This window comes from Synechococcus sp. BA-120 BA3 (genome assembly GCF_034931285.1).
Taxonomy (GTDB): Bacteria; Cyanobacteriota; Cyanobacteriia; order PCC-6307; family Cyanobiaceae; genus Cyanobium.
Window position 1 is genome coordinate 1 of sequence record NZ_JAYGHZ010000293.1, and the last position, 11,613, is coordinate 11,613.

An 11,613-nucleotide genomic window follows, 5' to 3' on the forward strand; every position below is an offset into this window, starting at 1 on the left:
GCCTTGGCCAGCACCGCCAGCCGCCGGCCGCGCAGGTCCGGCGGGGCCACCGCCTGCTCGGAGCGCCAGGTGGGATCGAGCACCGCCAGGCCCCGGGCCAGCAGGGCCGTGTCACGGGCGATCAGCCCCGGCGTGCCGTTGACAAAACCCAGCGGCAGCAGACCGGCGCTCGAGAAGCGCCCCTGGGTGGGCCGCAGCGTCACGGCGCCGTTGTAGACGGCCGGCAGGCGCAGGGAGCCGCAGTTATCGCTGCCGAGGGCCAGGGGCACGAAGCCGGCCGCCACGGCCACGGCGGAACCGGAGGAGGAGCCCCCGGGGCTGAGCCAGGGGTCGTAGGCGTTGCCGACCCGCCCCGCCGCCCCCGACAGCCCGCGGATGCCGAAGGCGAACTCATCCATGGTGGTGGTGCCCACCACGATCGCCCCCGCGGCCCGCAGCCGGGCCACCGCCTCGGCATCGGCCGCCGGCTGGTTGCCCAGCAGGGCCAGGGATCCGGCCGCCATCGGCTGGTCGGCCGTGGCGAAGTTGTCCTTCACCGCCAGCGGCAGGCAGTCGAGGGGGCCGGCGGGGGCGCCCGCCGCATGGGCGCGATCGAGGGCGGCGGCCTGCTCGAGGGCGTAGGGATTGAGCTGCTGGAAGGCGTTGAGCGGCGGCCCGGAGCCGGTGGCCAGGTTGCGGCCCAGGATCTCCGCCTGCACCGCCCGGATCCGGGCCTCGCAGCTGGGAGGGGCCAGCTCAGGCCCAGGCGCTGGCGAAGCCAGGGCCGCCGGCGGAAACGGCAGGACCAGCCCAGCCAGCAGCAGCCCCGTGCCGATCCCCATGGCCCCTTAGCGCACCGGGGAGGGTCCGCCGGCCCGCATCAGCCGCTGCAGCTGGCCGCTCTCCAGTTCCAGCACCCGACGGGCGAAGTCGGGATCCCGCTCCAGCACCGCATCGAAGGAATCCACCGGCACGGCCAGCAGCCGGGTGCCGTCGGCCTCGGCCACGATCGTGCTCTCCGAGGCGCTGTGGGTGAGCACCTGGAGCTCGTCGAGCACCCGACCGGGCTGGAGATCCTCCACCCAGGTGCGCTCCCCGTCACGGTGCAGGACCCTGGCCCGGCCCTCGATCAGCAGCAGCAGCTCGCGGCAGGTATCGCCCGCCTCGGTGATCAGCTCGCCCTTGGCGAAAGCGCGCACATCGGCCTGGGTGGCCAGGGCATCGAGGGTGTCGGCGTCGGAGCGGCGGAAGAAATCACTGGTGGCCAGGAACACCCGCTTCTCCAGCTCGGGAAAGTCGTGCAGCGCCGGGGGGCCGTCGAGGGCCTCGACCGCCCGGGCGGTCTGGAGCAGCAGGGCCGGGGCCCCGGGCACGCCCAGTTCGGCCGCCATGGACCGGGCCCGGCCGCCATCGAGGCAGGCCGTCAGGAACAGGGCGGCGGAGGCGAGGGTGGGGCTGGCATCGGCGGCCAGGCTGGCCAGGAAACCGAGGGTCTCCTCGACGGGCATCTCCAGGGAGCAGGAGGGGGCCTCCCCACCGGGATGGGCGAGGGTGCCTGCGACGGCCGCCGGCAGGCGGGAGTCCCAGCCCTCCCGGCGCAGCAGTTCCGGCAGCTCCAGGGGGGCGATGGCCTGGAGGCGCTGCACCAGGGCCGGCACCGCCGGGTCCTCCTGGAGGGTGGCCAGGCCGTCGAGGATCGCCCGAAGGGTCAGCTCCTTGCGCCGCTGCAGCCGGTCGTCGAGGAGGGCCAGCACGGCGGACTGGTGGCGCAGGGCGCTCTGGTGCAGGGCCCGGTAGCCGTCGGTGAGGGCGGGCAGCCGCTCCAGCAGCCGCTCCACCTTGTGGATCGCCGCGGCGGCCGGCGAGAGGTCGTCGAGCACCCGCTCCTCCTCGCGCGAGGAGATGCCGTACTCACGCCGCAGGGACTGCAGGGCGGCGCCATCCGGGCCGGGCGTGACCGGGCCGCTGCCGAGACGCTGGACCAGCATCAGCCGCTCCAGCGACTTGCGGTAGCCGCTGAGGCGGATCTGGTCCTCCAGGCTGCGGCGGCTGTCGGGATCGAGCAGACCGGGATCCTCCACGCCGAGCTCATCGAGCAGCTGGCGGTGCTCGCCGTCGCTGATGCCGAGGGAGAGGCGCATCTGCTTGAGCACCTCCAGGCTGCTGGCGGCGTTGACGAAGCCCTCCTCCAGGGCTTCCCGCACCACGCCCTTGTAGGCCTCGAGCCGCTTCTGGCCGGTGAAGCCCGGCAGCACCTTGGCCAGCACGTACACCTCCTCGGTACCGAGGTCGGCAAGGGAGCGGCCGTCGAGGTAGAGCCCCACATTCAGATCCATGCGGGTGAGCTGCTTGCGGAAGCGCTCGGCCAGGTTCTCGCGGCCGTAGAGATCGGGGGAGCGGTTCCAGGCCCGGTAGAGCCAGAGGGTGCTGACGGCCACCAGGGTCACCTCGAACAGGTACTGGACCCAGTCGGGGGCGAGCAGCAGCAGCGGGCGGCCGGCGAACAGGAAGAAGAAGTTGAACACCAGGAAGGTGGCGACCACGAACACCCGGTGCCGGATCCGCTCGCGATCGGGCTCGGCGCCGGTGCGGCGCACCCGGCGGCGCAGGGCCGACTCGATCGCCCGGCCGGCCAGGGTGCCGAGCCAGGTGCACAGCCCCAGGAACAGGGGCACCGCCACCAGCCTGGGCACATCGATCGGCTGGCCGAAGAGGAAGAAACCAGGCCGCAGCAGCTGGGCCAGCTGGTCCTCCTGGCGCAGCCAGATGCCGGAGAAGTAGTAGTCCCAGGTGCCGGCGTAGACGTAGTAGTAAACGAAGTACCCGAACACCAGGCCGACGTACCCGTAACGCTCGAAGGCGAAGGCGGGGCTGGGCAGCCGGGCCCAGTAGAGGCGCTCGGCGTCGATGTCGATGCAGGGCTGCTGGCAGGCCACGCAGGCGCTCTGCTCGCTGCCGTCGGGCTGGACGGTGCGGCACATCGACTGGGTGATCGGCGTGCTGGCCATGTGGGCCGGGCTGCCCAGCAGGCCGGTGGGGGTGGAGAAGACGCTCTGCACCGGCGCCATCGGGCAGAAGTACTGGCACCAGCTCTTGCCGCCGTAGAGCCAGCCCACGGCGATGGCACAGGCGATGGTGAAGGCCAGCCAGGCGAACAGCACCAGGCGATCGGCATTGAAGAAGAGGATGCGGCCGCAGAGGCCGACGAACAGCCAGCCGAACTGCAGCCGGGAGTAGTGCTTACCGAGCCAGGAATCGGCCGGCACCTTGGCTAGCTGCAGGCGCTTCTCGCCGGTTTTGGGGTTCACCCGGGCGATCTGGCGCTGCTGCCCCAGGGCGCGGGGGATCTGGGAGAGGAAGGAGAGCGGGCAGATGCGCCGCCACACCTCATGGCCGAAGACCAGCAGGATGAAGATGCCCGAGGGGACCACCAGGCCCCAGAACAGGGTGGTGCCCAGGGGGTAGGGGGTCTCGCTCAGGCAGGCGCCCTGCACCGTCACGCAGTCGGCGGGGATCCGCAGGGGACTCCAGGGGTGGTCGGGGGCGGTGAAGCGGGGCGTGAACGGGTCGTAGAGCAGGGAGAGGATGATCAGGATCCAGCCGGTGGTGAGCGCCCAGCGCACCAGATGCATCCGCCGTTCCGTCACTGCTGACTCGCGCCGACGCGCCGAAGTGGCGCTGACCATAGCGATGGCCTCCGGAAGCTGACGGAAGTGACGAGGACTCCGAACCGTCAAGAATCGATGCCATGACCTTCTTCTCGCGCCACTGGGACACCTATCGCCGGGTGCTGGAGCACGACCTGATGGAGCACGGGGCCCTGACGGCGGCCCTGACCGGGACGGTGGACGCCTGGCTGGCCGATCGCGGCCCCGCGGCGCCGCCCCCCCACGCGGTGGACCTGGGCTGAGGCGATCTGTCCCTGCTGCCGCCGCTGCTGCGACGCCTGCCCCTGGCCTCCTTCACGGGCCTGGATCTCAATGGGGCTGTGCTGCCCCTGGCCGCCGAGGCCCTGGGCACGGTGCCCTACCCCTGCCGCTTCGTGGAGGGGGACCTGCTGGCCTGGGCCGAGGCGAAGCCGGATGGGCCGGACGGGCCGGAGCCGCCACCGGCGGATCTGATCCTCAGCAGCTTCGCCGTGCACCACCTGCAGGCGGAGGGCAAACGGCGCTTCCTGCGCGGCTGCCGCCGCCGCATCGCCCCGGGGGGCCTGCTGCTCTGGGCCGATGTGTTCCGCGCCCCGGGGGAGAACCGTGACACCTACGTCGGCCGCTACAGCGCCCGCGTGCACGGCTGGAGCCCGCTGGAACCGGAGCGGCAGGAGGAGGTGATCGCCCATCTCAGCCAGTACGACCACCCGGCCGACCCGGAGTGGATCGTGGCCGAGGCGGAGGCGGCGGGCTGGCGGTGGCAATGGGGATGGCAGGGCCAGCACCGGGCCGAAGCCCTGGCGGTGCTCAGGCCGGCATAGGGGCGACGAGGTCACCTCCGGCCTCAGGACGCCAGCCGCGCCCGGATGTCGCCCAGCCGGGCGAAACTGTTCACCACCGCCGGGGCGTGATCGAGGCCCTGCAGGTAATCGAACACGTAGGCCAGCACGGCATAAATGGCGCCGGCGCTGAACATCGGCGAACGGGTGAAATCGATCAGCAGGACGACGAGGGCGACGATCGTGGCCAGTTCCGTCACGGTCCAGGTCCACGACTCGCTGTCGGAGAGCTGCACCTGCCAGCGACGCACCCGGCCGAAGTGGCGCCGCAGGCGCAGCGGCCGGGCGGCCTCGATGTCCTCGATCTCGCGTTCGATCTGGTCATTGAGGCCGCGATGCAGGTGGCGGGCGCGCCGCCAGTACCAGGCGTTGACGAGGCCCATCGGCAGCAGCACCGCCATGGCGATGAAGCCCGCCTCGAGGTCGTAGGTGAACAGCATCACCAGCGAGCCGATCACGGTCACCACCTGGGAAACCATCGCCGGCACGTCGGCTTCGAAGAAGCCGACCATGTCGCGCATCATCTCCACCCGCGCCGACACGACGCTCGTGCCGTGGCCCAGGCGCTGCTGCTCCGCCACGGTGAGCACGGCCAGGCGCGCGAACAGGCCCATGAACACACGGGTGTCGACACGCTGCCGCACGAAGGCCACCACCAGGTGCACGAGCCACACCCCGATCAGAGCCGTCAGGCCGCGGTAGCTGTTCTTCAGCAGGCCGTCCACCGCCCAGCCGGTGAGCGCCGGGTAGGCAAGCATGCAGAGGTTCTCCAGCAGGGTGAGCCCGTAGGTGCCGGCGATCGAGAGCCGTTCAGCGCGGGAGAGGCTGGCAAGGATCGTCTGAGGCATCACCCTGCCCTGCTGTCACCAGATTGGCAGCGCCCACCCCAGGGCTGACGCCGCCGCCGCCAACAGCCTTTTCGTTGCCAGGCGCTTCAGGGAAGCGCAGGGGCTGCCTCACGAATCTTCCTTGCCCGCGCATCTCCCTGCCTGGCGGGATAGCGAACCGCATGGCGGATCAGCCAACGCAGGTCGGCGGAGGTACCCTCCCGCAACCAACCCTCGCAGAGGCCATAGACGAGATCCGGATGGTCCTTGGCGATGTCGCCCAGGTGGTTGGCAACGCTGCGGCGAACGTAAAGGGATGGATCGTCTTTCAACCGTTCGAGGATCGGCAGCGTTGGCCTCGGATCGGCGACGAACGATGGCAGGCGTTTCCCCCAGGGAAGCCGGGGCCGCGTCCCCTCGCTGCACAGGCGTCTCACATGCGGGTTCGGGTCGCTAACCCACTGATCCACCTGCTCCAGCGTGCGCTGTTGCCTCTGGATCAGAAACGGACGGATCGCGAACTCCGCCGTGAACCGCGTGGTGATGGCATGCAGGGCCAGCATGGACGTTTCGAAGGGGTCGATGCCACGGTTGTGTTGGGCATCCAGCCCATACTCGGCGATGAAGAAGCTGTGGGGAAGATAGAAGAAGCTGGCCAGCCCCATCGCTTCCGTGTCCAGCTGCTCGGGCGTCAAGGAGGCCAGCAGAATCTGGACGGCCTCCGCATAGGAAGCCGGCAGGCGTTGATGCAGGGCCCGGGCGATGTGCCGGCCTCGCTGCATGATGGCGAGTGGTTCCAGGCCGGCCTGGGCGGTTTCACAGAATCGGCGGGCCGGGAAGCCTGAATCGACACACTGAATGTTCCTGGCCAGGCACTCGATGGCCGCCTGGCCGAGCAGGTGCTTCAGGGGCGTGCCCTTCTGAATAGAACGGGGCGCTTCAGGAAGAGTGGGTATGCGAGGCGTCCGCGGCATGGGCTTAGTCGATGGCACTCTGGACGACCTTGGGAAGCAAATGAAGCATATAATCCCGCTTCCCCAGTGGCACCCCAGCCCCACGAAGAATGGCGTAGCTCGTGACCAGGTGAAAGTAGAAGTTGGGCAGCAGGAATGCCTCAAGGTAGTCTTCGCCAGTCAGGTCCGCGTGCAGGCCGGGGCCCAGCTGTAAATGCTTCACTGCGGGAAGGACCTGGAGCGACCCCTCGTGTTTCGACAGCAAAGCTCATATTTCCGATAGATGGGCTCGGGCGAGCACCAGGGAGTCCACCTTCGGATCGAGGTCGTCGGCCGAGAAGCCCTCCAACCACAACGCAAAGTTTCTCGGCTGATTGCAGGTGAACGCAACCTGTGCTCCCAGCGGAAGCATATCTGGTGCCAGGCGGCGTTCGAAGTAGGCCGAATCGGGTTCTCTCAGGTGCTTTAAACCGACTCCCAATAAGTGGTCGAGCGTGGCCAGGCGAGAGTCGAACGTTCTGACTGCGACGTCAACACGGGAAACAGTCATTGGATACTCCGATGTCTCCAGGGGCACAGATTGTAGTGCGATCGAACTAACGCTCCAGATCAGAAGCGGGCAGGACAGCAGCGACTTGACAGACAAGATCCGCTCCCACCATCTGCATCTGGATGTTAGTCCGTGCCGTCATGTCTACACATCCCGGAGCAGCCCTGAATGCCATGCGAAAAAGCCCGCGACGTTTGCGGCCACTGTGATCCAGAAGACCGCCACGAAGCTCTGCTTGGAACACTTGTGGCGCAGTAGCTGCTGTGCAAGTAAGCCGCCAGGCCACCCGCCGGCCAAGCTAAGCAGATGCAATGTCTTCTCCGGCGTTCGCCAGCGTCCATTGATAGCAGCCGATTTATCGACCGCATATGCAAGGAAAGTCAAGAGACTGAGCGCGATGTACGCCACAAAAACCATAGGATTAACCGACCATCGACTTGCAACATAGAGCCAGACTAAGGCGAAAGCTGGGATTGCCAGTAGCCGAGGGAGAGTCCATGATGCAGGAGACTCCGTTCGAGGAGTCTTGGGTGCTTGGTGATTTACTTGGGAGTGAACTGAGTGCGCACGAATCTTGCCGTTTGGACCAACTTCAATTTCAAAGGTCAAAACTTGCCCGATCGTCGGGCGGCCGGTTCCAGGCGGGAAGGCCTTGATGTGAACGAAGATATCCTTACCACCTTGTGCTGGTTTGATGAACCCGAAGCCTCGCTCATCATTCCACGATCTGAGGTTCCCGCTTAGTCGCATCGGCTTGTTCTTCGTCGGTAAAACGCTGCCCCTGAGTGGCAGGCAAGGACTTTCATCGGAGGTAGGGAATCGGTGGTGGCCTGTCCACTCCAGGGGCTTGTTAGATTTCTAGAGACCATCTCCCAGTCTCCTCCAGCAAGAGATCTCTTCGATTCGGCGATTCACCATCTCTTCGGCAACCTCTGCAGCAATCAATGGCCAGATCGTTCCACTACTGGAGCGTTCTCCTGCCACGAATGCTACCCACGCCTTCGAATACGCCTCCCACTTGCTTTGTGATTCATTGAAGGCAGCAAGTTCAGTTGTATTGAGGTGTTGCTTGACTTTTTCGGACGCATCCTCCAATCTGCATCTGGCTTCTGAGAGAGACTCTCCAGCAGCGATGTTCATATCAGTCTGCGTCATGGGTGCACCGGGATGCAACGTCTCAGAAATGAATTCATCGGCTGTTCGCAAGAAAGCCACACAACTTTGAAAGCAGCGTGCGACTTCGTCAGCCTCGATTTCGTATGCCGACGCGATTTCGTGGCAAATGATATGTCGCAACTCAAAGGTCCTCGCTACATCCGAGAAGACCCGATCAGGATCCGCAAGGATTGGACTTGCCTGTTCTCCCTTCACTTCGTGGGCCCAACGATCAGTGGTCGTTCGGAGTGCTTCAAGAAACCCCTTGCCAATCAAAATCGTTAAAGCGCCGTCAATGTAATCGAGACGACTCAGTGGTATGCCATGGGCGACGAGCTCACCAACCGTGATTGCCTTTCCATGCACGGCTCTGAGTATTGAGAAGTCAATCTTCAGCGACGATGCAGGCTTTCCCGCGTTGCTGAGATATGGATCACCCGAATCGACTAGGTCCTTTATGGCGATCCGAAAGTAGCCTTCGACACAGGCAATAAGCGCAACGGGAAAGTATCGAGTTAGTTCGCTCTGTGACTTGTCATACTCCTCAAAAACCTGTTCAAGCGCAAAGAGTCGCACTGGTAGTTCGGACATGGCAGAGCCAAAGCGCCGACGCTGGCGGATGTCCGCAATTTCCTGAATTATGTCTCGTGTGCGACTCATGTTTCAAGAAAATCTAACGCTTCGCATCAGCGGCGCGGCTTCGCCGCGTCCGACTGCATGCGATTGTTAGGATGACTTATTGGCGTCAAGATATTGCTCTTTTTCTCTTTGGCCTTTCGAAGACGTGCAATCACAGACCGAATGGATAAAACCAATACGGAAAACACCCAAAATGCAGTAGCTATAAGGATCGCGGAGAGTGGCGCAATTATCAGTCCGCCATCATGATTTAATATCCATTCTCTATCTTCATGGCTTGTGGCCACGCTGCTTAATTCGGACCACCAAAAACCACCCATGAGAGTAGGTATTGCAACAGAAGCTATTGCCAGGAGAGTGGTATGGATTAACGCGATTCCCTTCCGAGCTTTTACGGCTGAAACAAGCAAAGCCAGGAATCCCAGACACATTGGGAGCAGGACAAACCAGAGCCCCAACTGTTCTCTTTCATCCAAAATAGCTACAAATTCAGGGCTCATACTTCATCCTAACTACTAAATGGGCTGTTCCGTGATGCCCGCACCACAGGTTCAATGTCGCCGCCCATGCAGCAACTCCCCCGCCTGAACGTCACCGAGAACCACCACCATCACGGAATCCTGGCCCATCGATGCGCCTGGCGCCACCTGCATCACGGCTCCGTGATGCACTCAGCCCGCACCCTTCACTCCTGAATCACCACCGGCGTCCCCACCGCCGTGCGCTCGAACAACCACCTGGCCGTGGCCTGGCTGGTGCGGATGCAGCCGTGGCTGCGGCGCACCCCGTAGCACTGGCGGGCGGCGTCCTGCCAGGGGGCGGGATGGAGGCACACCGCGTCCGGCCGCAGGCCGCCACCCGTCAGGCACATCACGTGGGGCACCACCGGGGTGCGGTAGGTGGCGCCCACCAGGGAGGTGGCGGCGTACTTGCTGCCGATCACGAAGCGCCCCGTGGGGGTGGGGGTGGCGGGCAGGCCCGTCGACACCAGGGCCGCATAGACCGTGGCGCCGTTGGCATCGAGGGCCCGCAGGCGCTGCTCCGACAGGTCGATCACGATGGCCGCCACCACCTCCACGGCGGCGAGCAGCAGCAGGCTCAAGGCCCCGCCCCCCTCAGCTGTGTTCCCTCAGGAACCCGATCGTGCCTTCCAGCTCCTCAGCGAAGCGGTCGATCTCTTCGGGGGTGGTGGTGAAGCCCAGGCTCGCGCGGGCGGAGCTAGCCAGGCCGTAGTGGCGGTGCAGGGGCTGGGTGCAGTGGTGGCCGCTGCGGATACAGATGCCGGCCGAATCCAGCAGGGCGGCGATGTCGTTGGCGTGCAGCCCGTCCACGCTGAACGCCGCCAACGCGGCCCGGTCGGGTTGCTGGTCTGGGGTGGGTCCCAGGATCCGAACGCCATCGATGGCCTGCAGCCGCTCGAACAGCCTGCGGGTGAGCTGCTGCTCCCAGGCGTGGATCCGCTCCATGCCGAGGTTCTGCAGGTAATCAAGGGCGGCGCCCATGCCGATCGCCTCACCGATGGCCGGGGTGCCGGCTTCGAACTTGTGGGGCAGATCGGCCCAGGTGCTGTGGTCCAGGTAGACGTCGTGGATCATCTCGCCGCCCCCCAGGAACGGCGGCATCGCCTCCAGCAGCGCCTCGTGGGCCCAGAGGAAGCCCATGCCCGTCGGCCCGCACAGCTTGTGGGACGAACCCACCAGGAAATCAGCCCCCAGGGCGGCCACGTCCACCGGCTTGTGGGGCAGGCTCTGGCAGGCATCCACCAGCAGCAGGGCGCCGGCGCCGTGGGCCAGCTCGGCCACCGCCTCGATCGGATTGAGGCAGCCCAGAGTGTTGCTGATGTGCACCAGGCTCACCAGCTTCGTGCGATCACTGAGCTTGGCCTTGAGGTCCTCCAGATCCAGCTCGCCGCTCTCGGTGACGCCCGCATGGCGCAGCACGCAGCCCGTGCGGGCCGCCAGCAGTTGCCAGGGCACCAGGTTGCTGTGGTGCTCCATCAGCGACAGCAGCACCTCATCGCCCTCCCGCAGGTTGGCGTCACCCCAGGTGCGGGCCACCAGGTTGATCGCCTCGCTGGCGTTGCGGGTGAACACGATCTCCCGGGCGCTGGCGGCGCCGATGAAGCTGGCCACCTTGCCTCGGGCCGCCTCGAAATGGTCGGTGGCGCGGGCGCTCAGCTGGTGGGCGCCGCGGTGCACATTGGCGTTGTCGAGGCTGTAGTACTGCTGCAGCGCCTCCAGCACCTGGCGCGGCTTCTGGCTGGTGGCGGCGTAATCCAGGTAGATCAGCGGCTGCCCCAGGCAGGCCGTCTGGGCCAGCAGGGGGAAATCGGGCCGCGTCTGCACCGCCAGGTCGGCCACCACCGGCGTGCCCGCCAGCGGCGGCGCCGCAACCATCGGCGAGTTGGTGGAGGCCGGTGTCATCGTCCCTGCTCCCCCAGCAAGCTGGCCAGAGGCTGCCACGGCCGGGCGGCCGCGGGGAGTTCCTGCAGCACCTCCTCGCAGAAGCCGCGCAACAGCAGCCGGGCCGCCTGGTCGGCGGCGATGCCGCGGCTCTGCAGATAGAAGAGTTCGTCCTGCTCCAGCCGGCTCACGGTGGCGCCATGGGCACAGCGCACGTCGTCGGCGACGATCTCCAGCTCGGGCTTGGTGTCGATGCGGGCCCGGTCCGAGAGCAGCAGGTTGCGGCTCAGCTGGGCGGCATCGGTGCGCTGGGCTGCACGGGGCACCTGCACCGCCCCGTTGAACACGCTGCGGCCCTGGCCGTCGGCCACCGCCTTGTGCAGCTGCTCCAGCCGCCCGTCCGGACCTCCGAACACCATCTGGCTGTGGGTGTCGCTGATCTGGCGGCCATCCGCCAGCTGCAGCGCCTTGTGGGCGCTGTGGGCCGCCCCCTCGCGCTGCACCAGCCGCGGCTCCAGCCGCCCCAGGGCCCAGCCGCCGTGGGCGCTCACGCTGCTGAAGCGGCTGCCTGTGGCCTGCTCCACCGCCACGGTGGCCAGCAGGCAGCCCGACTCCGAGC

General features: G+C 66.4%; 12 protein-coding genes and 1 pseudogene. 2 read left to right on the forward strand and 11 right to left on the reverse strand.

The window, feature by feature from the left end:
- A partial coding sequence (locus tag VB737_RS11935) for an amidase family protein (RefSeq protein WP_500313221.1) occupies positions 1-821 on the reverse strand: 821 nt, incomplete at its 3' end.
- 6 nt (positions 822-827) lie between these two features.
- The gene (locus VB737_RS11940) at positions 828-3,611 is read right to left on the reverse strand and encodes a cyclic nucleotide-binding domain-containing protein (protein ID WP_500313224.1); all 2,784 of its coding nucleotides are present in this window, start codon (positions 3,609-3,611) and stop codon (positions 828-830) included.
- A 116-nt stretch (positions 3,612-3,727) separates the two neighbouring features.
- Here VB737_RS11940 and VB737_RS11945 point away from each other — a divergent pair, with 116 nt between their 5' ends.
- Together VB737_RS11945 and VB737_RS11950 are read left to right on the forward strand one after the other, a co-directional pair.
- On the forward strand, positions 3,728-3,889 hold the full coding sequence (locus VB737_RS11945; RefSeq protein WP_500313225.1) for a hypothetical protein: 162 nt from the start codon (positions 3,728-3,730) through the stop codon (positions 3,887-3,889).
- 15 nt (positions 3,890-3,904) lie between these two features.
- The gene (locus VB737_RS11950) at positions 3,905-4,450 is read left to right on the forward strand and encodes a methyltransferase (RefSeq protein ID WP_500313239.1); all 546 of its coding nucleotides are present in this window, start codon (positions 3,905-3,907) and stop codon (positions 4,448-4,450) included.
- A gap of 23 nt (positions 4,451-4,473) precedes the next feature.
- Here the strand turns inward: VB737_RS11950 and VB737_RS11955 are convergent, their stop codons facing one another.
- From VB737_RS11955 to VB737_RS11995, 9 genes and pseudogenes are all read right to left on the reverse strand, one after another.
- Positions 4,474-5,316, reverse strand: coding sequence for an ABC transporter six-transmembrane domain-containing protein (locus tag VB737_RS11955; protein ID WP_500313227.1), 843 nt, complete (start codon positions 5,314-5,316; stop codon positions 4,474-4,476).
- Between the two features lie 86 nt (positions 5,317-5,402).
- Positions 5,403-6,269, reverse strand: a complete 867-nt coding sequence (locus tag VB737_RS11960; protein ID WP_500313229.1) for a DNA alkylation repair protein — start codon at positions 6,267-6,269, stop codon at positions 5,403-5,405.
- A gap of 4 nt (positions 6,270-6,273) precedes the next feature.
- Positions 6,274-6,798, reverse strand: a pseudogene (locus tag VB737_RS11965) (DUF1993 family protein).
- Positions 6,799-6,942: 144 nt separating this feature from the next.
- On the reverse strand, positions 6,943-7,548 hold the full coding sequence (locus tag VB737_RS11970) for a DUF1294 domain-containing protein (protein ID WP_500313231.1): 606 nt from the start codon (positions 7,546-7,548) through the stop codon (positions 6,943-6,945).
- Positions 7,549-7,656: 108 nt separating this feature from the next.
- On the reverse strand, positions 7,657-8,613 hold the full coding sequence (locus VB737_RS11975; RefSeq protein WP_500313232.1) for a lysozyme inhibitor LprI family protein: 957 nt from the start codon (positions 8,611-8,613) through the stop codon (positions 7,657-7,659).
- Between the two features lie 26 nt (positions 8,614-8,639).
- A complete protein-coding gene (locus tag VB737_RS11980; RefSeq protein WP_500313234.1) occupies positions 8,640-9,092 on the reverse strand; it encodes a hypothetical protein in 453 nt (150 codons plus the stop codon).
- Positions 9,093-9,277: 185 nt separating this feature from the next.
- Positions 9,278-9,694 (reverse strand): L,D-transpeptidase, encoded by a 417-nt coding sequence (locus VB737_RS11985; protein ID WP_500313236.1) that lies wholly within the window; start codon positions 9,692-9,694, stop codon positions 9,278-9,280.
- Positions 9,695-9,707: 13 nt separating this feature from the next.
- The gene (locus tag VB737_RS11990) at positions 9,708-10,988 is read right to left on the reverse strand and encodes a SufS family cysteine desulfurase (RefSeq protein WP_500313240.1); all 1,281 of its coding nucleotides are present in this window, start codon (positions 10,986-10,988) and stop codon (positions 9,708-9,710) included.
- A 23-nt stretch (positions 10,989-11,011) separates the two neighbouring features.
- Positions 11,012-11,613, reverse strand: a 602-nt coding sequence (locus VB737_RS11995) for a SufD family Fe-S cluster assembly protein (RefSeq protein WP_500313238.1), incomplete at its 5' end; no start/stop codon positions are given.

Excerpts from the sequence above, each read along its gene's own strand:
- VB737_RS11940 (WP_500313224.1), bottom strand. The coding sequence starts at position 3,611 with ATGCATCTGGTGCGCTGGGCGCTCACCACCGGCTGGATCCTGATCATC.
- VB737_RS11945 (WP_500313225.1), top strand. The coding sequence starts at position 3,728 with ATGACCTTCTTCTCGCGCCACTGGGACACCTATCGCCGGGTGCTGGAG.
- VB737_RS11955 (WP_500313227.1), bottom strand. The coding sequence starts at position 5,316 with ATGCCTCAGACGATCCTTGCCAGCCTCTCCCGCGCTGAACGGCTCTCG.
- VB737_RS11960 (WP_500313229.1), bottom strand. The coding sequence starts at position 6,269 with ATGCCGCGGACGCCTCGCATACCCACTCTTCCTGAAGCGCCCCGTTCT.
- VB737_RS11970 (WP_500313231.1), bottom strand. The coding sequence starts at position 7,548 with ATGCGACTAAGCGGGAACCTCAGATCGTGGAATGATGAGCGAGGCTTC.
- VB737_RS11975 (WP_500313232.1), bottom strand. The coding sequence starts at position 8,613 with ATGAGTCGCACACGAGACATAATTCAGGAAATTGCGGACATCCGCCAG.
- VB737_RS11980 (WP_500313234.1), bottom strand. The coding sequence starts at position 9,092 with ATGAGCCCTGAATTTGTAGCTATTTTGGATGAAAGAGAACAGTTGGGG.
- VB737_RS11990 (WP_500313240.1), bottom strand. The coding sequence starts at position 10,988 with ATGGTTGCGGCGCCGCCGCTGGCGGGCACGCCGGTGGTGGCCGACCTG.